Source organism: Streptomyces sp. NPDC001568, assembly GCF_042893755.1.
Classification (GTDB): domain Bacteria; phylum Actinomycetota; class Actinomycetes; order Streptomycetales; family Streptomycetaceae; genus Streptomyces.
In genome coordinates this window covers 83,545-105,863 of record NZ_JBIAVF010000019.1, presented here as the reverse complement: position 1 = coordinate 105,863, position 22,319 = coordinate 83,545, and the positions used below count along the sequence as shown (strand labels likewise).

Annotated in this window: 21 protein-coding genes, 1 pseudogene and 1 riboswitch; of the genes and pseudogenes, 11 read left to right on the top strand and 11 right to left on the bottom strand. The window is 71.0% G+C overall.

The window, feature by feature from the left end:
• The first annotated feature begins 41 nt into the window (after positions 1-41).
• Complete coding sequence (whiG, locus tag ACFY0I_RS30660) at positions 42-878, top strand: RNA polymerase sigma factor WhiG (RefSeq protein ID WP_388901901.1); 837 nt, start codon at positions 42-44, stop codon at positions 876-878.
• Between the two features lie 71 nt (positions 879-949).
• Positions 950-1,507 carry a TetR/AcrR family transcriptional regulator gene (locus ACFY0I_RS30655; protein ID WP_388902001.1) on the top strand — a complete coding sequence of 186 codons (558 nt, stop codon included), beginning with the start codon at positions 950-952 and terminating at the stop codon, positions 1,505-1,507.
• Between the two features lie 338 nt (positions 1,508-1,845).
• On the opposite strand, the pseudogene ACFY0I_RS30650 reads toward ACFY0I_RS30655, so the two are convergent.
• Positions 1,846-2,277 (bottom strand): annotated as a pseudogene (locus tag ACFY0I_RS30650) (peptidoglycan DD-metalloendopeptidase family protein); the annotation flags it as partial.
• Positions 2,278-2,529: 252 nt separating this feature from the next.
• Between ACFY0I_RS30650 and rpsB the strand changes: the two are divergent.
• The 9 genes from rpsB (at position 2,530) to ACFY0I_RS30605 (ending at position 12,410) form a co-directional block, all read left to right on the top strand.
• Positions 2,530-3,444: a 30S ribosomal protein S2 gene (gene rpsB / locus ACFY0I_RS30645; RefSeq protein ID WP_388901900.1), complete on the top strand. Its 915-nt coding sequence runs from the start codon at positions 2,530-2,532 to the stop codon at positions 3,442-3,444.
• A 135-nt stretch (positions 3,445-3,579) separates the two neighbouring features.
• Positions 3,580-4,416: a translation elongation factor Ts gene (tsf, locus tag ACFY0I_RS30640; protein WP_388901898.1), complete on the top strand. Its 837-nt coding sequence runs from the start codon at positions 3,580-3,582 to the stop codon at positions 4,414-4,416.
• A gap of 162 nt (positions 4,417-4,578) precedes the next feature.
• A complete protein-coding gene (gene pyrH, locus ACFY0I_RS30635) occupies positions 4,579-5,358 on the top strand; it encodes a UMP kinase (protein WP_281207363.1) in 780 nt (259 codons plus the stop codon).
• 93 nt (positions 5,359-5,451) lie between these two features.
• On the top strand, positions 5,452-6,009 hold the full coding sequence (gene frr / locus ACFY0I_RS30630; RefSeq protein WP_388901896.1) for a ribosome recycling factor: 558 nt from the start codon (positions 5,452-5,454) through the stop codon (positions 6,007-6,009).
• Complete coding sequence (locus ACFY0I_RS30625; RefSeq protein ID WP_388901895.1) at positions 6,009-7,085, top strand: phosphatidate cytidylyltransferase; 1,077 nt, start codon at positions 6,009-6,011, stop codon at positions 7,083-7,085. The genes frr and ACFY0I_RS30625 overlap by 1 nt, the downstream gene beginning before the upstream one ends.
• Positions 7,086-7,239: 154 nt before the next feature.
• A complete protein-coding gene (rlmN, locus tag ACFY0I_RS30620; protein WP_362875907.1) occupies positions 7,240-8,352 on the top strand; it encodes a 23S rRNA (adenine(2503)-C(2))-methyltransferase RlmN in 1,113 nt (370 codons plus the stop codon).
• 64 nt (positions 8,353-8,416) lie between these two features.
• Positions 8,417-8,526: riboswitch (TPP riboswitch) on the top strand.
• Positions 8,527-8,611: 85 nt separating this feature from the next.
• Entirely contained in the window at positions 8,612-9,709 is a 1,098-nt protein-coding gene (locus ACFY0I_RS30615; protein WP_388901893.1) for a thiamine ABC transporter substrate binding subunit, read from the top strand.
• A 56-nt stretch (positions 9,710-9,765) separates the two neighbouring features.
• Positions 9,766-11,382 (top strand): ABC transporter permease, encoded by a 1,617-nt coding sequence (locus ACFY0I_RS30610; protein ID WP_388901891.1) that lies wholly within the window; start codon positions 9,766-9,768, stop codon positions 11,380-11,382.
• Positions 11,382-12,410: an ABC transporter ATP-binding protein gene (locus ACFY0I_RS30605; RefSeq protein WP_388901889.1), complete on the top strand. Its 1,029-nt coding sequence runs from the start codon at positions 11,382-11,384 to the stop codon at positions 12,408-12,410. The genes ACFY0I_RS30610 and ACFY0I_RS30605 overlap by 1 nt, the downstream gene beginning before the upstream one ends.
• A gap of 97 nt (positions 12,411-12,507) precedes the next feature.
• On the opposite strand, the gene ACFY0I_RS30600 is transcribed toward ACFY0I_RS30605, so the two are convergent.
• The 10 genes from ACFY0I_RS30600 to ACFY0I_RS30555 all read right to left on the bottom strand — a co-directional run bounded on the left by ACFY0I_RS30600 (position 12,508) and on the right by ACFY0I_RS30555 (position 22,294).
• The gene (locus tag ACFY0I_RS30600; RefSeq protein WP_388901887.1) at positions 12,508-13,749 is read right to left on the bottom strand and encodes a cytochrome P450; all 1,242 of its coding nucleotides are present in this window, start codon (positions 13,747-13,749) and stop codon (positions 12,508-12,510) included.
• A gap of 56 nt (positions 13,750-13,805) precedes the next feature.
• Complete coding sequence (locus ACFY0I_RS30595) at positions 13,806-15,200, bottom strand: NAD(P)/FAD-dependent oxidoreductase (RefSeq protein ID WP_388901885.1); 1,395 nt, start codon at positions 15,198-15,200, stop codon at positions 13,806-13,808.
• Positions 15,190-15,426 (bottom strand): ferredoxin, encoded by a 237-nt coding sequence (locus tag ACFY0I_RS30590; protein ID WP_388901883.1) that lies wholly within the window; start codon positions 15,424-15,426, stop codon positions 15,190-15,192. The genes ACFY0I_RS30595 and ACFY0I_RS30590 overlap by 11 nt, the downstream gene beginning before the upstream one ends.
• Before the next feature lie 124 nt (positions 15,427-15,550).
• The gene (locus ACFY0I_RS30585) at positions 15,551-16,159 is read right to left on the bottom strand and encodes a hypothetical protein (RefSeq protein WP_388901881.1); all 609 of its coding nucleotides are present in this window, start codon (positions 16,157-16,159) and stop codon (positions 15,551-15,553) included.
• Between the two features lie 114 nt (positions 16,160-16,273).
• A complete protein-coding gene (locus tag ACFY0I_RS30580; RefSeq protein ID WP_388901879.1) occupies positions 16,274-17,191 on the bottom strand; it encodes a hypothetical protein in 918 nt (305 codons plus the stop codon).
• 81 nt (positions 17,192-17,272) lie between these two features.
• Positions 17,273-18,364 carry an LOG family protein gene (locus ACFY0I_RS30575; protein ID WP_388901877.1) on the bottom strand — a complete coding sequence of 364 codons (1,092 nt, stop codon included), beginning with the start codon at positions 18,362-18,364 and terminating at the stop codon, positions 17,273-17,275.
• Between the two features lie 26 nt (positions 18,365-18,390).
• Complete coding sequence (locus tag ACFY0I_RS30570) at positions 18,391-19,473, bottom strand: hypothetical protein (RefSeq protein WP_388901875.1); 1,083 nt, start codon at positions 19,471-19,473, stop codon at positions 18,391-18,393.
• On the bottom strand, positions 19,455-20,204 hold the full coding sequence (locus ACFY0I_RS30565) for an ABC transporter ATP-binding protein (RefSeq protein ID WP_388901874.1): 750 nt from the start codon (positions 20,202-20,204) through the stop codon (positions 19,455-19,457). Before ACFY0I_RS30565 ends, ACFY0I_RS30570 begins: the two co-directional genes overlap by 19 nt.
• A gap of 222 nt (positions 20,205-20,426) precedes the next feature.
• The gene (locus ACFY0I_RS30560) at positions 20,427-21,806 is read right to left on the bottom strand and encodes an aspartate aminotransferase family protein (RefSeq protein ID WP_388901872.1); all 1,380 of its coding nucleotides are present in this window, start codon (positions 21,804-21,806) and stop codon (positions 20,427-20,429) included.
• On the bottom strand, positions 21,791-22,294 hold the full coding sequence (locus ACFY0I_RS30555) for an Lrp/AsnC family transcriptional regulator (protein ID WP_281207348.1): 504 nt from the start codon (positions 22,292-22,294) through the stop codon (positions 21,791-21,793). Before ACFY0I_RS30555 ends, ACFY0I_RS30560 begins: the two co-directional genes overlap by 16 nt.
• Positions 22,295-22,319 lie beyond the last annotated feature (25 nt).

Genomic DNA, 22,319 nt, shown 5'->3' with positions numbered 1-22,319 from the left:
CGCTACGCTCCCAAGGAATCCGGCTCCGGCAAAGGCGAAGCATGCCCCAGCACACCTCAGGGTCCGACCGCGCTGCGGTGCCCCCCGCTGCTCGTGGCAGCGTGCGGTCCACCGCGCCCTCGTCCCTGGAGGTCCTGTGGCGCTCATACAAGGACTCGGGTGACGAGCGGCTGCGGGAGCAGCTGATCCTGCACTACTCACCGCTGGTGAAGTACGTGGCGGGCCGGGTCAGCGTGGGCCTGCCGCCCAACGTCGAGCAGGCCGACTTCGTCTCCTCCGGGGTCTTCGGCCTGATCGACGCCATCGAGAAGTTCGACATCGAGCGCTCCATCAAGTTCGAGACGTACGCGATCACCCGGATCCGCGGCGCGATGATCGACGAACTGCGGGCGCTGGACTGGATCCCGCGCTCCGTGCGGCAGAAGGCGCGGGCGGTGGAGCGCGCGTACGCCACGCTGGAGGCCCAGTTGCGGCGCACCCCCACCGAGAGTGAGGTCGCCGCGGAGATGGGCATCGCGGTGGAGGAACTCCACACGGTATTCAGCCAGTTGTCGCTGGCCAACGTGGTGGCCCTGGAGGAGTTGCTGCACGTCGGGGGCGAGGGCGGCGACCGGCTCTCGCTGATGGACACCCTGGAGGACCACGCCGCCGACAACCCGGTGGCGGTGGCCGAGGACCGGGAACTGCGGCGGCTGCTCGCCCGCGCCATCAACACCCTGCCCGAGCGGGAGAAGACGGTGGTGACCCTCTACTACTACGAGGGCCTCACGCTCGCCGAGATCGGCAACGTCCTGGGCGTCACCGAGAGCCGGGTCAGTCAGATCCACACCAAATCGGTCCTCCAGCTGCGCGCGAAGCTGGCCGATGTGGGCCGCTGAGCCGAACAGGCCGTGATGACCTCGCGGAACCTCCGTAGAGTGGTCACGTGCCCAGGATTCGAGCGGCCTCCGTGGCCGAGCACCGGTCGATGCAGCGCGGCGCCCTGTTGGACGCCGCGCGCTCCCTGCTGTCCGAAGGCGGGACGGAAGCGCTGACCTTCCCCGCCCTCGCGGAACGCACCGGCCTCGCCCGGTCCTCCGTGTACGAGTACTTCCGCTCGCGCGCGGCGGTCGTCGAAGAGTTGTGCGCCGTGGACTTCCCCGTCTGGGCCGCAGAGATCGAAGCCGCGATGGAGTCGGCGCAGGCGCCGGAGGCGAAGATCGAGGCGTACGTGCGCAGCCAACTGGGGCTGGTCGGGGACCGGCGGCACCGGGCGGTGGTGGCGATCTCCGCGAGCGAGCTCGACGCGGGCGCGCGGGAGAAGATCCGCGCCGCGCACGGCGGCCTGGTGGCGATGATCGTCGAGGCCCTGGCGGCGCTGGGACATGGCGAGCCGCGACTGGCCGCGATGCTGTTGCAGGGCGTCGTCGACGCGGCGGTGCGCCGCATCGAGCTCGGCGCCGCGGAGGACCCGGTCGTGGTCACCGAGGCCGCCGTCGCCATGGCCCTGCGGGGCGTCCGCGGCTGAGGTTCCGGACCGGTGCGCGGCCCTCGCTCCGCCGGCCCGGTCGAGGCCCGCGACGCGTGGTCCTGCTCATCGCCGCGGGATGAGATCCGGGCCCGGAAAGCGTTCGGGACGATCCCCCGCCCGGTGGGCCGAGCCCGTCCCGCCCCGCGCCGTTCGGGGGCGCTCGGCGCGAGACCTTCGTACGCAGGGACCCCGGCAGCGGCCGGGTCCTTGGTCGGGAGCAGGCGGGGCGCGGGGCGGGGGAGCAGGGTGAGGGGGTTGAGGTAGAGGTCCTCGCCCGCGAGCAGGCCCCAGTGGAGGCACGGGGCCGCGCAGTGGGAGCCCGCGGTGAGGACCGCCACGACCTGGCCCGCCTCCACCGTCTCGCCCTCCGCGACCAACGGCCGGACCGGCTCGTAGGTGGTGCGCAGGCCGCCCGGGAGGGTGAGCGAGAGCACCCCGCGGCCGGCCACCGGCCCCGCGTGGTGGACCCGACCCGGGCCGACGGCGCGCACCTGCGCGCCCACCGGGGCGGTCAGGTCCACGCCCCGGTGCCCGGCGGCGTACGGCGACGGCGGCGGATCCCACCAACGCAGCACGGACAACGGCGGCGGTAACGGGCGTACCCCCGAGGTCGGCGCCCGGGGCAGGGGGGCGCTCGCGGGGACGGTGGACGGGGGCAGCGCCCGGGCCGCCGGGGGTGGGGCCGGGGCGGGGGGCACGGCCCGGACGCCCGCGGCCAGGGGCAGGGTGACCAGGGTCAGGAGCAGGGTGAGCAGCGGTTTCGGCATGTCGCACAGCCTCCCGCCTCCCCGGGTGCGGGCGTGCGTGCCTGTGGACGACCGCCGGGGTGTGGACAACCGCGTCACCCGGCATACCGGTGGGTCCCGTACACTTCTTGTGGCGATCCGGGTCACCGGGTCGACTTCGCACGCCCCAGCACCGACCCGTACCAGGTCGGGTGAAAGCGCCTCTCGGTCCCTTTTCGGGGCAGGGCGCGTCGGGGCGTCAGGAACCAAACCGAGAAAACCAAGGAGATGGCCATGGCCGTCGTAACGATGCGGGAGCTGCTGGAAAGCGGCGTCCACTTCGGTCACCAGACCCGTCGCTGGAACCCGAAGATGAAGCGCTTCATCTTCACCGAGCGCAACGGCATCTACATCATCGACCTGCTCCAGTCGCTGTCGTACATCGACCGCGCCTACGAGTTCGTGAAGGAGACCGTCGCGCACGGTGGCTCCATCATGTTCGTCGGTACGAAGAAGCAGGCCCAGGAGGCCATCGCCGAGCAGGCGACCCGCGTTGGCATGCCGTACGTCAACCAGCGGTGGCTCGGTGGCATGCTCACCAACTTCTCCACCGTCTACAAGCGCCTCCAGCGTCTGAAGGAGCTTGAGGCGATCGACTTCGAGGACGTCGCCGCCTCGGGTCTCACCAAGAAGGAGCTCCTGGTCCTCTCCCGCGAGAAGATCAAGCTGGAGAAGACCCTCGGTGGTATCCGCGAGATGTCGAAGGTCCCCAGCGCCGTCTGGATCGTCGACACCAAGAAGGAGCACATCGCCGTCGGTGAGGCGCGCAAGCTCCACATCCCGGTCGTCGCGATCCTCGACACCAACTGCGACCCCGACGAGGTCGACTACAAGATCCCGGGCAACGACGACGCGATCCGCTCCGTCACCCTGCTCACCCGCGTGATCGCCGACGCCGTCGCCGAGGGCCTCATCGCCCGTTCCGGTGCCGCCACCGGTGACTCGAAGCCGGGCGAGAAGGCCGCTGCCGAGCCGCTCGCCGAGTGGGAGCGCGACCTGCTCGAGGGCGAGAAGAAGGCCGACGACGCCGAGGCCCCTGCGGCTGAGGCCCCCGCGGCCGAGGCCGTCGTCGAGGCCGACGCCGCTGTCGAGGCCCCCGCGGCCGAGGCCGTCGTCGAGGCTCCGGCCGCCGACGCCGAGCAGGCCTGACCCTCTGAGAGAGCCCGGCGTTCATCCGCCGGGCACTCGCAGCACGGACGATGACGGCGGGGGAGCCGCGCCACGAGCGCGACTCCTCCGCCGTTCACCCGTAGATCTACGACTTCGAGAGAGAATCACAGACTCATGGCGAACTACACCGCCGCTGACGTCAAGAAGCTCCGCGAGCTCACCGGCGCCGGCATGCTGGACTGCAAGAACGCGCTCGTCGAGGCCGACGGTGACGTCACCAAGGCCAACGAGATCCTGCGCGTCAAGGGCCTGAAGGGTGTCGCCAAGCGCGAGGGCCGTTCCGCCGAGAACGGTGCCGTCACCTCCCTGATCGCCGCCGACGCCACCTCCGGTGTGCTGCTCGAGCTCAAGTGCGAGACCGACTTCGTCGCCAAGAGCGAGAAGTTCCTGGTCGTCGCCGACCAGCTCGCCGCCCACGTGGCCGCCACCTCCCCGGCCGACATCGAGGCGCTGCTGGCGTCCGAGATCGAGGCCGGCAAGACCGTCCAGGCGTTCGTGGACGAGGCCAACGCCAACCTCGGCGAGAAGATCGTCCTGGACCGCTTCGCGCAGTACCAGGGTGCCTTCGTGGCCTCCTACATGCACCGCACCATGCCCGACCTGCCCCCGCAGATCGGTGTCCTGGTCGAGCTGGACAAGGCCGACGCCGAACTGGCCAAGGGCATCGCCCAGCACATCGCCGCGTTCGCGCCGAAGTACCTGACCGCCGACGAGGTTCCGGCCGACGTCGTCGAGTCCGAGCGCCGCGTCGCCGAAGAGGTCACCCGCGCCGAGGGCAAGCCCGAGGCCGCGATCGCCAAGATCGTCGAGGGCCGCGTCAACGGCTTCTTCAAGGACGTCACGCTCCTTGGCCAGCCGTACGCGCTGGACAACAAGAAGTCCGTCCAGAAGGTTCTGGACGAGGCCGGTGTCACCCTGAAGCGCTTCGCGCGCATCAAGGTCGGCATCTGAGTCCGTCCGTACGCGACGGACACCGGACCCCGGTAGGGTCTGAAGCAGTCGTCCGCGCACGCGCGAGGCGACCGCAGATCTGACGAGGAGGCCATTGCCGAAGAGGGAACCGCGAGGACCCACCGGCAATGGCCTTCTTCGTATGTGCACGAGGAGATCCCCATGAATCAGGGCGTGGACCCCCACACCGCTTCCGACGACAAGAGCGACCACGGCAAGAAGGGTCGCCGCTTCATGCTGAAGCTGTCCGGCGAAGCCTTCTCCGGCGGCGGCGGACTGGGTGTCGACCCCGACGTCGTGCACGCCATCGCCCGTGAGATCGCGGCCGTGGTCCGTGACGGCGCGGAGATCGCGATCGTCATCGGCGGCGGCAACTTCTTCCGCGGCGCCGAGCTGCAGCAGCGCGGCATGGACCGTGCGCGGTCCGACTACATGGGCATGCTCGGCACCGTCATGAACTGCCTCGCCCTCCAGGACTTCCTGGAGAAGGAAGGCATCGACAGCCGGGTTCAGACCGCCATCACCATGGGCCAGGTCGCCGAGCCGTACATCCCGCTCCGTGCCGTCCGGCACCTGGAGAAGGGCCGCGTCGTCATCTTCGGCGCCGGCATGGGCATGCCCTACTTCTCCACCGACACCACGGCCGCCCAGCGTGCCCTGGAGATCGACGCCGAGGCCCTCCTCATGGGCAAGAACGGCGTCGACGGGGTCTACGACTCCGACCCGAAGACCAACCCGGACGCGGTGAAGTTCGACGCGCTGGAGTACAGCGAGGTGCTGTCCCGGGACCTCAAGGTCGCCGACGCCACCGCCATCACGCTGTGCCGCGACAACCGGCTCCCGATCCTGGTCTTCGAACTCCTCGCCGAGGGCAATATCGCCCGCGCCGTCAAGGGTGAGAAGATCGGCACGCTCGTGAGCGACCAGGGCACCCGGGCCTGAACCCGCATCCGGGCCCCTCACCGGGCCCGGTCCGGGCGGCCCGAACCGCCCCGCCCGCCTGAACCATCCATATCTGACATGCAGGAGCACGTGGTGATCGAAGAAATCCTCCTCGAGGCCGAGGAGAAGATGGAGAAGGCCGTCGTCGTCGCCAAGGAAGACTTCGGCGCGATTCGCACGGGTCGTGCGCACCCGGCCATGTTCAACAAGATCGTGGCCGACTACTACGGCGCCATCACGCCCATCAACCAGCTCGCCTCCTTCGCGGTGCCCGAGCCGCGCATGGCGATCGTGACGCCGTTCGACGCGTCCGCCTTGCGCAACATCGAGCAGGCCATCCGCGACTCCGACCTCGGTGTCAACCCGAGCAACGACGGCCGCATCATCCGGGTGACCTTCCCCGAGCTGACGCAGGACCGCCGCAAGGAGTACATCAAGGTCGCGCGCACCAAGGCCGAGGACTCCAAGGTTTCCATCCGCGCCGTCCGCCGCAAGGCGAAGGACGCCCTCGACAAGCTCGTCAAGGACAAGGAAGCCGGCGAGGACGAGGTGCGTCGCGCCGAGAAGGAGCTCGACGACACCACCGCGAAGTACGTCGCGCAGGTGGACGAGCTGCTCAAGCACAAGGAAGCCGAGCTCCTCGAGGTCTGATGAACGACTCTCCCTGGGCCACGGAGCCGGTTCCGGCGGGTCCCGCATACGATGCGCTGGTGGGCCCGCACACTCGGCCCATGCCCATCGTGCCCGATGCCGCCGGCCGTGCCTTCGACGACCGGGAAGCACGCGATCGGGGGGCCGCCTTCGCGGGCGGCCCCCCGCTCCGCGCCGAGACGCCGTTGCAGGAGCCCATGCCCAGCCCTCCGCCTCCGCCTTCGCAGGCACCGCAGGACGCCTCCCCGCCGCCGCAGAAGAAGCGCGCGGGGCGGGATCTGCGTGCCGCCATAGGGGTCGGCGTCGGCCTCGGAGCGGTGATCTTCGCCTCGCTGTTCATCGTCAAGGCCGTCTTCGTCGGTGTCGTCGTCGTCGCGGTCGTGGTGGGCCTGTGGGAGCTCACCTCCCGGCTCCAGGAGAAGAAGGGCATCAAGGCGCCGCTGGTCCCGCTCGCGGTCGGTGGCGCCGCCATGGTCATCGCCGGCTACGTCCGCGGGGCCGAGGGCGCCTGGGTCGCGATGGCCCTGACCGCGCTCGCGGTCCTGGTGTGGCGGATGACGGAACCGCCCGAGGACTACCTCAAGGACGTCACCGCCGGCGTCTTCGCGGCGTTCTACGTGCCCTTCCTGGCCACCTTCGTCACGATGCTGCTCACCGCGGACGACGGCCCGCAGCGCGTGGTCACGTTCCTGGTGCTGACCGTCGTCAGCGACACCGGGGCCTACGCGGTGGGCTGGCGCTTCGGCAAGACGAAGCTGGCGCCGCGCATCAGCCCCGGAAAGACCCGCGAGGGACTGTTCGGCGCCGTGGCCTTCGCGATGGCGGCCGGCGCGCTGTGCATGGAGTTCCTGATCGACGGGGGCTCCTGGTGGCAGGGCCTGGTCCTCGGTCTGGCCGTCGCGGTCAGCGCGACCCTGGGCGACCTGGGCGAGTCGATGATCAAGCGGGACCTGGGCATCAAGGACATGGGCACGCTGCTGCCGGGTCACGGCGGCATCATGGACCGGCTCGACTCGCTCCTGCCGACCGCCCCCGTCGTGTGGCTGCTGCTGGCGGCCTTCGTCGGCACCGGGTGAGGTCGGCCGATCCGCTGCTGATCGCCGGCTGATCCACCGGCCCCCGCGGTACCGGGGCGGCAGTGGAAGAAAAGCTCCGGCCGGGTCGGGCGGTTACTCTTGAAGGGCGCGCTGCTTCTGCGGCGCGCCTTTCGTCTTACAAGGAGTACCTGCCATGGCCCGCCCCGTTCCGGGAGAGCTCACCTTCGTCGCCCCTCGCGGGGTCAAGAAGCCGCCCCGGCACCTCGCCGACCTCACCCCGGCCGAGCGCCGGGAGGCGGTGGCCGCGATCGGTGAGAAGCCGTTCCGGGCCAAGCAGTTGTCCCAGCACTACTTCGCCCGCTACGCCCACGACCCGGCGGAGTGGACCGACATCCCCGCGGCCTCCCGGGAGAAGCTCCAGCAGGAGCTGCTGCCCGACCTGATGAACGTCCTGCGACACATCAGCTGCGACAACGACACCACGCGCAAGACCCTGTGGAAGCTGCACGACGGCACGCTCGTCGAGTCCGTGCTGATGCGCTACCCCGACCGGGTCACCATGTGCATCTCCTCGCAGGCCGGCTGCGGCATGAACTGCCCGTTCTGCGCCACCGGCCAGGCAGGTCTCGACCGCAACCTCTCCACCGCCGAGATCGTGCACCAGATCGTCGACGGCATGCGCGCCCTGCGCGACGGAGAGGTTCCGGGCGGACCGGCCCGCCTGTCGAACATCGTCTTCATGGGCATGGGCGAGCCGCTCGCCAACTACAACCGCGTCGTCGGCGCCATCCGCCGCCTCACCGACCCGGAGCCCGACGGCCTGGGTCTGTCGCAGCGCGGGATCACCGTCTCCACCGTCGGCCTGGTCCCGGCCATGCTGCGGTTCGCCGACGAGGGCTTCAAGTGCCGGCTCGCCGTCTCGCTGCACGCCCCCGACGACGAGCTGCGTGACACCCTGGTGCCGGTGAACACCCGCTGGAACGTCCGCGAGGTGCTGGACGCGGCCTGGGAGTACGCCGAGAAGTCCGGCCGCAGGATCTCCATCGAGTACGCCCTGATCCGCGACATCAACGACCAGGCCTGGCGCGGTGACCTGCTCGGCAAGCTGCTCAAGGGCAAGCGCGTCCACGTCAACCTGATCCCGCTGAACCCGACCCCGGGTTCGAAGTGGACCGCTTCGCGGCCCGAGGACGAGAAGGCCTTCGTCGAGGCCATCGCCCGCCACGGCGTGCCCGTGACCGTACGGGACACCCGCGGCCAGGAGATCGACGGCGCCTGCGGCCAGCTGGCCGCCTCGGAGCGATAGGGCCGAAAATCGGCCATGGTCGATCACATTCGGCCGCGGGGTACCCTGTGGCCGAACCAATTTCATATTCCGACAGGGGAGCGCCACAGCGCTGAGAGTGCGGTATCCGTCATCCGCAGACCCTCTGAACCTCGCCCCGGTCATTCGGGGTAGGAAGTTCGGTCACCACTCATGCTGTTGCGCCCTGCCCGGCGTCCGCTCTCGCAGAGCGCCGGGCAGGGCCGCGTCTTCTCCTGGTCATCCCAGGAGGAATCAACCAGTGAGCACCACCCAGAGGATCGCGGGCGCCGCGCTCGCGGCCGCGCTCGGCGTCACCACGCTCAGCGCCTGCGGCGGCGAGGCCAAGGACAAGACCGCCGGCGCCGGCGACGCCCCGAAGTCCAAGACGGTCACCCTCGTCTCCCACGACTCCTTCAACGTGACCGACTCGGTCCTGAAGGAGTTCGAGCAGCAGAGCGGCTACACCGTCAAGCGGCTGAAGTCCGGGGACGCCGGCGCGGCGCTCAACCAGGAGATCCTCACCAAGGGCTCCCCGCGCGGCGACGTCTTCTTCGGCGTCGACAACACGCTGCTCTCGCGGGCCCTCGACAACGGGATCTTCACCCCGTACCAGGTCAAGGGCATGGACGGGATCAAGTCCGAGTTCATGCTCGACCCGCAGCACCGCGTCACGCCGATCGACTCCGGCGACATCTGCGTCAACTATGACAAGCAGTACTTCGCGGACAAGAAGCTCGCCCCGCCGCAGACGCTGGACGACCTGATCAAGCCGGAGTACAAGAACCTGCTGGTCACCGAGAACGCCGCGACGTCCTCGCCCGGTCTCGGCTTCCTCCTCGCCTCCGTCGGCAAGTACGGCGAGGACGGCTGGAAGGACTACTGGAGCAAGCTCAAGGCCAACGGCGTCGAGGTCGTCGACGGCTGGGAGCAGGCCTACAACGAGCGGTTCTCGGGCTCCGCGGGCGGCAAGAAGGCCAAGGGCGACCGTCCGCTGGTCGTCTCGTACGCCTCCAGCCCGCCGGTCGAGGTGCTCTACGGCGAGCCGCAGCCGGCCGAGGCCCCCACGGGCGTCTCCACCGGGACCTGCTTCCGCCAGGTCGAGTTCGCGGGCCTGCTGAACGGCGCGAAGAACCCCGAGGGCGGCAAGGCGCTCCTCGACTTCCTGGTGGGCAAGAAGTTCCAGGAGGACATGCCGCTCCAGATGTTCGTGAACCCGGTGGTCAAGGACGCGCAGCTGCCGGAGATCTTCACGAAGCACGGTGTGGTGATCGACAAGCCGGAGAACGTCACCCCGGACGCCATCGCCAAGAACCGTGAGCAGTGGGTCAAGGCATGGTCCTCGCTCGTCGTGAAGTAGCGCGCGGGAGCTCCCCGAAGGAGGGCGGGCGGGCCACCGCCGTCAGGCTGGGCCTGATGGCGGTGCCGCTCGTCTTCTTCGGGCTGTTCTTCGCCTACCCCGTGGCCGCGATCGTCGGCCGCGGGCTCAGGACGGACTCCGGCTGGCAGTTCGGCCGGATCGGCGAGGTCCTGGCGCGGCCGGACATCGCCGACGTGCTGTGGTTCACCACCTGGCAGGCGCTCGCCTCCACGCTGCTCACCCTGCTGATCGCGCTGCCCGGGGCGTACGTCTTCGCCCGCTTCGAGTTCCCCGGCAAACAACTGCTGCGCGCGGTGGTCACCGTTCCGTTCGTGCTGCCGACGGTCGTCGTCGGCACGGCCTTCCTCGCGTTGGTCGGGCGCGGCGGACTGCTGGACGAGCTGTGGGGCGTACGCCTCGACACCACGGTCTGGGCGATCCTGCTGGCGCACGTCTTCTTCAACTACGCCGTCGTCGTCCGTACGGTCGGCGGGCTCTGGGCCCAGCTCGACCCCCGTCAGGAGGAGGCGGCCCGGGTCCTCGGCGCGGGACGCTTCGGGGCGTGGCGCCGGGTGACGCTGCCCGCGCTCGGGCCGGCCGTCGCCGCCGCCTCGCTGATGGTCTTCCTGTTCACCTTCACCTCCTTCGGCGTCGTGCAGATCCTGGGCGGTCCGGCGTACTCCACCCTGGAGGTGGAGGTCTACCGGCAGACCGCGCAACTGCTGGACCTGCCGACGGCCGCCGTCCTGACGATGGTGCAGTTCGCCGCGGTCGGCGCGATCCTCGCCCTGCACGCCTGGACCGTGCGCCGGCGGGAGACCGCGCTGCGGCTGGTCGACCCGGCGCGGACGGCGCACCGGCCGCGCGGCTGGGCCCAGCGGGGGCTGCTCGGCGGGGTGCTGGTGACGGTGGCGCTGCTGATCGTGCTGCCCCTGGGCGTACTGGTCGAGCGGTCCTTCGACGCCCCCGGCGGCTACGGGCTCGGCTTCTACCGGGCCCTGCAGGACGCGGGCTCCGGCGGCGGAACGTTCCTGGTCCCGCCGCTGGAGGCGATCGGGAACTCGCTGCGCTACGCGCTGGCCGCCACCGCCATCGCCCTGTTCATCGGAGGGCTCGCCGCCGCCGCGCTGACCCGGCGCGGGGGGCGCTTCGTACGCGGCTTCGACGCGCTGCTGATGCTCCCGCTCGGGGTGTCCGCCGTGACCGTCGGCTTCGGTTTCCTGATCACCATGGACGAACCCCCGCTGGACCTGCGGACCTCCTGGATCCTGGTGCCGCTCGCACAGGCGCTCGTCGGGGTGCCCTTCGTCGTACGGACCATGCTGCCGGTGTTGCGGGCCGTGGACGGACGGCTGCGGGAGGCGGCGGCCGTACTGGGCGCGTCCCCGCTGCGGGCCTGGCGCGAGGTGGACCTGCCACTGGTGCGGCGGGCGCTGCTGATCGCGGCGGGCTTCGCCTTCGCGGTGTCCCTCGGCGAGTTCGGGGCGACCGTGTTCATCGCCCGTCCCGACAGTCCGACCCTGCCCGTCGCCGTCGCCCGGTTGCTGGGGCGGGCCGGTGAGCTGAACTACGGGCAGGCCATGGCCCTGAGCACGATCTTGATGCTGGTGTGCGCGGTGTCCCTGCTGGTGCTGGAGCGGCTGCGACCCGACAAGACCTCGGGAGAGTTCTGATGACCCTGCTCCGCCTCGAAGGGGCGACCGTCCGCTTCGGCGAACGCGCGGTCGTGGACGACGTCGACCTGGAGGTCGCCGAGCACGAGACCGTGTGCGTGCTCGGGCCCAGCGGGAGCGGCAAGTCCACCCTGCTGCGGGTGGTGGCCGGTCTCCAGCGGGTGTCGGCCGGCCGGGTCCTGCTGGGCGGCGCCGACCAGGCCGGGGTGCCCGTGCACCGGCGGGGCGTCGGGCTGATGTTCCAGGACCACCAGCTGTTCCCGCACCGCGACGTCGGCGGCAACGTCGCCTTCGGCCTGCGCATGCGCGGCTCGGCGAAGCGCGCCTACGAGGGCCAGGTCGCCGAACTGCTGGAGCTGGTCGGGCTCCCCGGGGCCCAGGGCCGGGCCATCGCCTCGCTGTCCGGGGGCGAGCAGCAACGGGTGGCGCTGGCCCGGGCGCTGGCCCCCTCACCGCGGCTGCTCATGCTGGACGAGCCGCTGGGCCAGCTGGACCGGGGGCTGCGCGAGCGGCTCGTCGTCGAGCTCCAGGGGCTCTTCTCCCGGCTCGGCACGACCGTGCTGGCGGTGACCCACGACCAGGGGGAGGCCTTCGCGCTGGCCGACCGGGTCGTGGTGATGCGGGACGGGCGGATCGCCCAGGCGGGCACTCCGTTGGAGGTGTGGGAGCGGCCCGCGTCGGAGTTCGTCGCCAGGTTCCTCGGCTTCGAGAACGTGGTCCCGGCGACGGTGTCGGCGGGGGGCGCCGCCACCCCTTGGGGCAAGGTCCCCGTACCGGTCGGGTCGGCGGAGGGCGAACGGCAGTTGCTGATCAGGCCCGCCGGGGTGCTCCTGCGGGAGGAGGGGCTGCGCTGCGAGGTGCTGTCCCGCACCTTCCGCGGAACGCACGTGGCGCTGCTGCTGCGACCCGAGGCGGGACCCGAACTGGAGGCAGAGTGCGGGCCGGCCGGGGCGCCGGCGGTGGGCGACCGCGTGTCGGTGGCCTTCGCCCCGGCCGAGGTGGTCGTGCTGCCGACGGGATCCGGCTGAGGCCCGCCGGCTGCCGGTGCGGCGTTCGGGATCGGGGTGCGCACGCGGGCGCTCCGACGGGATCCGGTGGACCCGTTCGGAGCGCCGCCGCGGGGGATCAGTCGAGGATGCCGTCGCAGGCGATCGGCAGGTGGCGGGGGCCGCGCAGCACCGCGTTCTGACGGTAGGGCGGCGGGTCCTCCAGCAGCCGAGGGTTCACCAGTCGGCGGGCCAGCTCGCTGAGCGCCAGCTGGGCTTCGAGCCGGGCCAACGGCGCCCCGAAGCAGCTGTGGATGCCGCTGCCGAGGCCGAGGTGCTGGATGTCCGCGCGATCGGGATCGAAGCGGTCCGGGTTCTCGAACTTCTTCGGGTCGCGGTTGCCCGAGGCGAGCACCAGCCAGAGCGAGGCCCCCTTCGGGATGGTCACGCCGGCGACCTCGATCTCGGAGAGCGTGGTGCGCTGCGGCAGCAACTGCACCGGCGGCTCGAAGCGCAGCAGCTCCTCGACGATCGGAACGGATAGCTCGGGGTCCTGGCGCAGCCGCTCCAGGACGTCCGGGTGCCGGAGCAGGGTCAGCATCCCGTTGGTGATCAGGTTGACCGTGGTCTCGTGGCCCGCGATCAGCAGCAGCGCCGAGGTGCTCAACGCCTCGATCGTGGTCATGGCGCCGTCGGGCCCGTCCGCGGTCGCCAGGTGCGACAGCATGTCGTCACCGGGGTTCTTGCGGCGCTCCTCGATCAGTCCGGCCAGGTACATGCCGAGTTCCATCCGGGCGTCGGCCGGAACGCGGCGCTTCGTCGGGTCGGCGTCCGGGTCCGGGTCGAGGCTGGCGGCGATGGTGTCGGCCCACACGTGGAAGCGCGGTTCGTCCTCGGGGGGTACGCCGAGCAGTCGGCAGATCACCGTGACCGGGAACGGGTAGGCGAACTGGTCGACCAGGTCGATCCGGTCCATCGAGTCGGCGGCGACGATGCCGTCGATCAGGCCGGACACGATGCCGCAGAGCTCGTCCCGCATGTCGTGCACCTTGTGCGGGGAGTGCGGCGGGCCGAACGGCCGGTTCGTCATCCGGCGGAGCCGGTCGTGGTCGGGCGGGTCGAGCTTGAGGAAGGACGGCGGCAGCGTCGTCCCCTCCTCCTCGCCCCCGGCGAGCGGGTCGCTCGCGGTGGACGCCAGGTTGCTCGCGTCGGAGCTGATCCGCGGGTCGTGGAGGAGGCTCTGGATCTCGTAGTACGTGCTGATCACGTACGGCCCGTCCCCGTCGTGGGCCACCGGCGTCTCGCGGAGCTTTTCGTACAGCGGATACGGATCTGCGCGGTTCGCGTAGTCCATGATCTCCCGCAGGATGGCTTGTGTCATGGCAGGTCCTCGTGCTCCTCGGGATCCTCGGGGCAGGGCGGGCGGTGCACGTGCGGTCAGTGGCGGGCTGGGGTGAAGGTCATCTTCCGGTCGTCCGGGGAGTACCCGCTGAGGGTGATGGTCGGGCCGTGCGTCGGCACCGACGGGTCCGGGAAGTCCGCGGGCATCGGCTTCTGCCCCTCGGGCCTGCGGTCCACGGTCGGGAACGGCGGCGGGAAAGGCGTCGTGGCCTCGATCATCTGCTGGTAGAACGGCAGCCAACGGCAGTTGTCGAAGGTCACCGCCCCGATCACCCGGCCCTGGTAGCCGTACACACCGGCGAAGTGCCGCTCGGCGCGCGAACCCTGGGTGATCATGATCTCGGTCCCCATGGAGGGCACCCCGACGGACTTGATGTTGACGCCGAACTGGGAGGACCAGAACGCCGGCACCCACATGTGGGGGCGGCGGTCCGCGCTCTCGCTGAGCATGTTGTGCGCCGCCGTCTCGGCCTGGGCCACGGCGTTGCCCCAGTGCTCCAGGGAGAGGAACTGGTACCCGAACAGGGCGTGCGGGGAGCGTGCCACATCACCCGCCACGTAGATGTCGTCGGTGACGATGCCCCGGATGTCGAAGGCCCGGCAGCCCGCGTCGCAGGCGATGCCGCGCGGACCGGCGCCCAGTCCGGAACCGGCCAGCCATTCGGTGTTGCGCTGGGCACCGAGGGAGACGATCACGACATCGGCCTCGATGGTCGACCCGTCGGACAGGTGCGCGGCACGGACCCGGCCGGCCGGGTCACCCTCCAGGCCCGTCACCATGATCCCGGTCCGCAGGTCGACGCCGTTCTCGCGGTGCATCTCGGCCGCGACCTCGCCGATGACGCCGCCGAGCGCGCCGACCAGCGGCGCCGCCCCGCGTTCGGCCACGGTGACGGGCAGGCCGCGTTCCCGACAGGCCGAGGCGATCTCGGATCCGGTGAATCCGGCCCCGATCACCAGCACCCGACGTGGACCGGCCGCGAGACTGCGTTCCAGGGCGACCGCGTCGTCACGGGTGCGCAGGACGAAGACGCCGGTGAGCGCGCCCTCCTCCTCGTTGGGCCACGGCCTGGCCCGTACCCCGGTCGCGATGAGCAGCCGGTCGTACTCGACCGCCTCGCCGTCGGCCAGCAGGACCCGATGGCCCGCCATGTCCAGCCCCGAGGCGGGGACCCCCAGCCGCCACTCGGCGCCGATGTCCCGGCGCCGGGGGAGCGCGGTGTGGTCCGCGGCCGCCTTGCCCAGCAGGACCTGTTTCGACAGCGGCGGCCGGTCGTAGGGTTCGTACGGTTCATCGCCGATCATCGTCAGCGAACCGGTGAAGCCCTTGTCGCGCATGGTCTCGGCGGCCCGCAGGCCGGCGAGGGAAGCGCCGACGACGACGATGCGTCCGTCGCGCTTGAGCCGTTCCAGGTTCCCGTCAGCGTGCACCTTGTGCCTCCGGGGTGAGCGCCGACAGGTCCCGATCGTCGAGCTCGATGAGGATGGCCCCGACGGGACAGGCGGCGACGGCGCGCATGACGTTCTCGCGCTGCTCCTCGTCCGCCTCGGGGTTGTAGAGCAGCGATTCGTCGCCGTGCATGGAGAACACGTCGGGAGCGAGGAACGCGCACTGCGCGTATCCCTGACAGCGGTTGAGGTCGACGACAAGCCTCATGAGGCACCAGCCCTTCCGTGGCCCGAACATCCCGTTCGTTCCCGAGTCCCCCGCAGCTTTCCCATCCAATATGCACGGGCGGGGCGGGGTCCGCCCGCTGGGCGGGGGCGGTCCGCACCGGCGCCTAACGCCGAGCGGAGCGGACGATGTAGGCACCGACGATCAGCGCCCAGGCGGGCAGGATCATCTCGCTCCAGGGCACGCCGGAGCCGATGACGATCAGGACCAACCCGGTCACGTACCCGAACAGGGCCAGGGGGCGCGGGAAGATCCCCAGCCGGCGTCCGATGCTGGAGGTCGCGAAGACGAAGACGGCCGCCATGCGCATCGCGTACGTGGTCAGGATCGTGTACGCGTAGTCGCGGCCGAAGGCGGTGTCCGTGCCCTCTTGGAGCACGGTGCCCGCGGCGCCGGCGGCGACGAACAGGGTGGCGACGAAGACGATGCCGCTGCCGAGGAAGACGGTGGAGACGAAACGGTCCTCGGCCTCCCCGGCATGGGCGCGCAGGGCGCCCATGAACCACAGGAACAGGATCCCGGCGAACGGGACGATCTCCAGGGCCAGCCGTACCGCCCACCGGTCATCGGGATCGACCTGGGCGTCGGGGGAGCCGCCTTCGGGAACGGCGATGCGCATCAGCGTGATCGCCCCCGCGAGCAGCACCGCGAAGGCGATTCCGGCCGTGCCGGCGGCCCGGGGCGTGCGCAACCGCGCGGTCGTGGACTCCTCCATGGACCTCTCGCTCTCTCCCCCGTCCAGCAAGCGCCGGCGGCGGCCCGGCCGCCACCAGGGGGCGGCCGGGCGGGTGAAGGGCTCCGAGGGGTGCCGAGGTGTCGAGGCGCCGGGTTACCGGACCGGTTCGGGGACGGGTGCCTTGAGCGTCCCCGCGGGCTCGTCCTCCTCGGCGCCGTGCTTGCCGAACCAGGCCACGGCGACCGCGCCGGCCACCGCCAGGACGAAGCCGAGTACGGCCAGCCAGGCCAGGCCCGGCCGGGAGGCGTCGCCGAGCCAGAGCACGCCGATGGCTCCGGGGAGCACGGTCTCGCCGACGACCAGGGCCGCGGTCGCGCCGTTCACCGAGCCGATCTGCAGGGCGACGGTGTGCAGGTACATGCCGCCGAAGCCGGCCGCGAGGATCGCGTACAGCGCCGGGTCGCCGAGGAGGGCGCCGAGGTCGAAGGGGTCGATCCCGTTCAGGATGCGGACGCCGACGCCCAGCGCGCCGAAGCCGAGCCCGGACAGCAGACCCGCCAGGATCGCCGCGTTCCCGCCGAGGAGCCGGACGGCGACCGTGCCGCCGATCATCAGGAAGAGGGTGATCCCCAGCAGCCACCAGTGGGTGGACATCGGCGCGTGGTGGCCGCCCTCGTGACCCGCCGCCGTGGCCAGCAGCACCAACGCCGTGCAGACGACGCCGATCGACGTCCACTCCTTGCGGGTGAGCCGGATGCCGAGCATCTTCACGCTCAGCACGGCCGTGATCACCAGGTTGGCGCTGATCACCGTCTGCGAGAGGAAGAGCGGCAGCATGCGCGCGGCCAGCGCGCCGAGCCCGAACCCCACGAAGTCCAGAATGGTGCCGACGATGAACTCCCAGGTCATCGCCGCCTTGGCGGTGGAAGTCAGGTTGGGTCCGCCGTGCGCGGTCACCCCGGCGGCGGCCGGGGACATCCGGGCCGCCCGCCGCGAGCCCACGGCTTGCAGGACGGATCCCGTGCCGTAGCAGATGGACGCCGCGACAGCGGTCAGCAGGCCTATGAGCACAGAGGGCTCCGTTCACGTCTGGCAGGTTTTCGCGTTACCTCTGCCAGACGTGAGAAACGCAGGAGAAGTTGCCTCCGCGGGTCAGCCCATTGCGGCGAGGGCCGCCGGGACCTCGTCCACCGAGTCCACCAGCGCGATCCGGGACTCCATCGCCCGGCCCCGGGCCAGCGCCGTGAGCAGCGGCCAGGCCGGCAGGTGCTCGGTCCAGTGCGTACGGTTCACCAGGACCATCGGGGTCGGCTCCCCGCGCGACGCGTAGTAGTTCGGCGTCGCGTTGTCGAAGATCTCCTGGACGGTGCCGGCCGCGCCCGGCAGGAACACCACGCCCGCGTTGGAGCGGGCCAGCAGCCCGTCCTCGCGGGTGGCGTTCGCGAAGTACTTGGCGATGTGGCCCGCGAACGCGTTCGGCGGCTCGTGTCCGTAGAACCAGGTCGGGATCCCGGTCGAGTCGCCGCCGTCGGGCCAGCGCTCCCGTACGGCGAAGGCCGCGCGGGCCCAGTCGGAGACCGACGGGACGAAGGAAGGGACCTCGGCCAGCAGCTCCAGCGCCTCGGGCAGGGCCTCGTCGGCGGCCGGAGCCAGGTAGGCGCCGAGGTTGGCGGCCTCCATGGCGCCGGGGCCGCCACCGGTGGCGACCGTGAACCCGGACCGGGTGAGGTTTCGGCCCAGCTCCGCCGCGCCGCGGTAGTCCGTACCGCCGCGGGCCATCGCGTGGCCGCCCATCACGCCCACCACCCGGGCGCCGCTCAGGTGCTCGTCGAGGGCGTCGGACACGGCGTCGTCGTGGATGGAACGCAGCATCGAGGAGAAGACGTCGCCGTCGGTCCCGGTCTCCTGGAACCAGGCGTAGGCCTGGGCGTCCGGGGTCGCCTCGTAGCCCTCGTCCAGCCCGGAGAACAGCTCCTCGGCGGTGTAGAGCAGGCCCCGGTACGGGTTGAACGGCAGGTCCGGTACCGGGGGGAAGACGAGCGCGCCGTCGGCGCGGACCTTCACCGAGGCGTCGGGCTCCATCGGGCAGCCGAGGAAGACCGCCGCGGAGGTGTCGGCCGACAACAGCGCGAAGGTCCGCTCCAACAGGTTGACCGACTGGACCCGGTAGCCGCTCAGGGAACCCCTGGCGACGACGCGGTCGAATTCGGCGAGCGTCTCGATCTCGATGTCTGCGTTGACCATTCGGCCCACACTAAGGGCCGTTTCCGTCAGCGCGTCAACGCCAGGGACGTCAGTTGCGCCACACCCCAGCTGAGCGGGAGGCACACCGCGAGGAGTGCGCCGGCCCGCACCGTAGCGGCCGTACGCAGCACCGTTCCGGGGGTTCCGAGGTCGAGGAGGGCGGCCCGGGCGGCGGACCGGGACTGCCTGGACTCGACCGCCGATGTGAGAAGGGTCGCGGCCGCGCAGAGCGCCACCAGGGCCGCGGCCGGCCAGGTCAGGGGACCCAGCGGGGGGAGCGGCCCGGTCCCGTCGCGCAGGGCCAGGGCCGTCAGGACGGCCACGGCGACCGCGCACAGCACCCCGAGGGGCCGACCCAGTCGGGGCGCCTCCTCCTGCAGGGCCCGTCCGGCCAGCAGCCGCAGCGCGCCCGGGCGGGCGGCCTGTACGAGGGTTCCGCAGGTGTAGGCCAGTCCCGGCCCGGCGAGGGCGAGCCCGGCGACGATCAGGACCCAGCCCGCCGGCATCGCGGCGCCGTCCGGGCCGGTGTAGGCCTCGACGGACAGTCCGCACGCGGTGAGCGCGACGCCCCACGGCACCCCGGTCAGCGGAGCGGGCCCGGCGGGCGAGGCCCGGTGGCGCAGGGCGAGGGCCGTGGCGGCCGAGGCGGTCAGCGGGATCAGGGCCAGCAGGGTGAGCGCGGCGGCCACGGGCAGCGGCTGCTCGGCGTGGAGCAGCCGGGCGCCCGCCCCGTCGAAGGGCAGCCCGGTCAGCTCGCCCCGCAGGTGCAGGAACGCGGCCAGGGCCAGGAGACTGCCCAGGGTGCAGGCGACCGCGGTGGAGACGGCCGCGGCCAGGCCGAGGCGTACGGGCCCCAGTCCGACGGCGTCCAGCCCCTGCCGGGGCCGGGTCGCCGGGTCGGTCCGGGCCACCGCCACGGCGAACTGCACGGTGGCGGCCAGCGGCACCAGGGCCCACAGCAGGCGGGGGAACGATCCGGCGGGCCGGGCCATCGCACCCGCGAGGACGTACAGGAAGAGGAACCCGGTGCCGGCCGACGCGGCGGCGACGAGCAGCCGCCGCATCTGTACGAGGGGCCGGGAACCGCGGGCTAGGCGGAGAGCGAGCACGCGGCCTGGTCCTCCGTCGCCTGAGGGGGTGTGGCCGCGGCGGAGGCCGGGCGGCCGTCGAGCAGGGCCGTGGTGCGGTCGGCCGCGGCGGCGGTCTCCTCGTCGTGGGTGGCCAGCAGCACGGTGATGCCGTGCGAGCGGGCCGCCGTGGTGAGGGTGCGCAGCAGCAGGGTCCGCTCGGCGCGGTGCAGGGGGGCCGTCGGCTCGTCGGCGAAGAGCACGGCCGGCTCGGCGACGAGGGCCCGGGCCAGGGCGACCCGTTGGGACTCGGCCCGGTTCAGGGCGCCGGGGCGCTTGCGGGCGAAGGCCCCGATGTCCAGGCGCTCCAGCCATTCGCAGGCGGCGTGCTTCGCGGCGCGGTGCGGGGAGCCTGCGAGCAACAGGGGCAGGGCGACGTTCTCCCACGCCTTGAGCTCGGGCAGCAGTTGCGGTTCGGGCCCGATCCACGCGAACCGGTCGCGGCGCAGGCGCTCGCGGGCCAGGGCTCCCATGGTGTGGACGGGAACGCTGTTGAACCAGACCTCGCCCTGTTCGGGGACCAGCTGTCCGGTCAGGCAGCGCAGCAGCGTCGTCTTCCCGCTGCCGCGGGGGCCGGTCACGGCGAGGATCTCGCCCTGCCGGACCTCCACGGAGACCCCGATCAGGCCGGGGGAACCGCTGTGGGAGTAGTGCAGGGACCGTGCCCACAGGACGTCATTGTCAGGCGGGGCAGTGTCCGGTGGAGCCACCATGGCGTACACCTCCGTCCGGGGGAACGAAGCGGAGCCCTTTCAGTCACTGGCGCCGCAATGAGATGTAAAGAGATGAACCGCTTGGATGGTGACAGCACACGGCCCGGACCCCCGCGTTCTCACTCGAACGGAGGATCCGGGCCGTGTGTTCGGACCGGTCGTGCTCGGACCGGTCGTGCGCCGGGCGGTCGTTGTCGGACCGGGCGGTCGTACCGGGTGCTGTTACAGCTTGGTCCACGCCTCGGTGAGCACCGAGCGCAGGATGCCTTCGATCTCGTCGAAGGTGCCCTGGTCCGCGATCAGCGGCGGGGCCAGCTGGATGACCGGGTCCCCACGGTCGTCGGCGCGGCAGTACAGGCCGTTCTCGAAGAGGGCCTTGGAGAGGAAGCCGTAGAGCACGCGCTCCGTCTCCTCGTCCGTGAAGGACTCCTTGGTGACCTTGTCCTTGACGAGCTCGATGCCGTAGAAGAAGCCGTTGCCGCGGACGTCGCCGACGATCGGAAGGTCGTGCAGCTTCTTCAGGGTGTTGAAGAAGTTGCCCTCCTGGTCCAGCACGTGCTGGTTCAGGCCTTCCTTGTCGAAGATGTCGAGGTTGGCGAGCGCCACCGCGGAGGACACCGGGTGTCCGCCGAAGGTGTAGCCGTGCAGGAAGGTGTTGTCGCCCTTGTAGAAGGGCTCCGCGAGGCGGTCCGAGATGATGCAGGCACCGATCGGGGAGTAGCCCGAGGTCATGCCCTTGGCGCAGGTGATCATGTCCGGCACGTAGTCGAACTTGTCACACGCGAACATCGTGCCGAGGCGGCCGAACGCGCAGATGGTCTCGTCGGAGACGAGGAGCACGTCGTACTCGTCGCAGATCTCGCGGACGCGCTGGAAGTACCCGGGCGGCGGCGGGAAGCAACCGCCGGCGTTCTGCACCGGCTCCAGGAAGACGGCCGCGACGGTGTCGGCGCCCTCGAAGAGGATCTCCTGCTCGATCTGATCGGCGCACCAGCGGCCGTAGGCCTCCGGGTCGTCGCCGAAGATCGGGGCGCGGTAGATGTTGGTGTTCGGCACCTTGTGCGCGCCGGGGACCAGCGGCTCGAAGGGGGCCTTGAGGGCCGGCAGGCCGGTGATGGACAGGGCGCCCTGCGGGGTGCCGTGGTAGGCGACCGCACGCGAGATGACCTTGTACTTGGTGTGCTTGCCCTGGAGCTTGAAGTACTGCTTGGCGAGCTTCCAGGCGGTCTCGACGGCCTCGCCGCCACCGGTGGTGAAGAAGACCTTGTTCAGGTCACCGGGGGCGTAGTGGGCGAGGCGCTCGGCGAGCTCGACGGCCTTGGGGTGCGCGTACGACCAGATGGGGAAGAACGCGAGTTCCTGGGCCTGCTTGTAGGCGACCTCGGCCAGTTCCTTGCGGCCGTGACCGGCGTTGACCACGAACAGGCCCGCGAGGCCGTCCAGGTAGCGCTTGCCCTTGTCGTCCCAGATGTAGGTGCCCTCGCCCTTGACGATGGTGGGGACGGGGGAGTTCTCGTAGGACGACATGCGGGTGAAGTGCATCCACAGGTGGTCGTACGCGGTCTTGGAGAGGTCCTGGCTCACGGTTATCTGGTTCCCCACATGTAGGTCTGCTTCTTCAGCTTCAGGTAAACGAAGCTTTCGGTTGATCGCACGCCGGGGAGCGTGCGGATCTTCTTGTTGATCGTTTCGAGCAGGTGGTCGTCGTCCTCGCAGACGATCTCCACCATCAGGTCGAACGACCCGGCGGTCATCACCACGTACTCGCACTCGGCCATGTCGGTCAGCGCGTCGGCCACCGGGTCGAGGTCTCCCTCGACGTTGATGCCGACCATGGCCTGGCGTCGCAGACCCACGGTGAGCGGGTCGGTGACGGCGACGATCTGCATGACTCCCTGGTCGAGCAGCTTCTGTACGCGCTGGCGTACGGCCGCTTCGGACAGGCCGACGGCCTTGCCGATCGATGCATAGGGACGGCGACCGTCCTCCTGCAGTTGCTCGATGATCGCCAGGGACACAGCATCGACCGAAGGGGACGGTTGTCTGTTCCTGGAATCTGCGCTTCGACTGACCACGACCTCACTGTGCACGAGGAGTCGTCTGTTCCGCAACCCG

Coding starts and splice junctions, on each gene's coding strand:
- whiG (WP_388901901.1), top strand. CDS start 42: ATGCCCCAGCACACCTCAGGGTCCGACCGCGCTGCGGTGCCCCCCGCT.
- rpsB (WP_388901900.1), top strand. CDS start 2,530: ATGGCCGTCGTAACGATGCGGGAGCTGCTGGAAAGCGGCGTCCACTTC.
- tsf (WP_388901898.1), top strand. CDS start 3,580: ATGGCGAACTACACCGCCGCTGACGTCAAGAAGCTCCGCGAGCTCACC.
- pyrH (WP_281207363.1), top strand. CDS start 4,579: ATGAATCAGGGCGTGGACCCCCACACCGCTTCCGACGACAAGAGCGAC.
- ACFY0I_RS30625 (WP_388901895.1), top strand. CDS start 6,009: ATGAACGACTCTCCCTGGGCCACGGAGCCGGTTCCGGCGGGTCCCGCA.
- rlmN (WP_362875907.1), top strand. CDS start 7,240: ATGGCCCGCCCCGTTCCGGGAGAGCTCACCTTCGTCGCCCCTCGCGGG.
- ACFY0I_RS30610 (WP_388901891.1), top strand. CDS start 9,766: ATGGCGGTGCCGCTCGTCTTCTTCGGGCTGTTCTTCGCCTACCCCGTG.
- ACFY0I_RS30605 (WP_388901889.1), top strand. CDS start 11,382: ATGACCCTGCTCCGCCTCGAAGGGGCGACCGTCCGCTTCGGCGAACGC.
- ACFY0I_RS30600 (WP_388901887.1), bottom strand. CDS start 13,749: ATGACACAAGCCATCCTGCGGGAGATCATGGACTACGCGAACCGCGCA.
- ACFY0I_RS30590 (WP_388901883.1), bottom strand. CDS start 15,426: ATGAGGCTTGTCGTCGACCTCAACCGCTGTCAGGGATACGCGCAGTGC.
- ACFY0I_RS30585 (WP_388901881.1), bottom strand. CDS start 16,159: ATGGAGGAGTCCACGACCGCGCGGTTGCGCACGCCCCGGGCCGCCGGC.
- ACFY0I_RS30575 (WP_388901877.1), bottom strand. CDS start 18,364: ATGGTCAACGCAGACATCGAGATCGAGACGCTCGCCGAATTCGACCGC.
- ACFY0I_RS30565 (WP_388901874.1), bottom strand. CDS start 20,204: ATGGTGGCTCCACCGGACACTGCCCCGCCTGACAATGACGTCCTGTGG.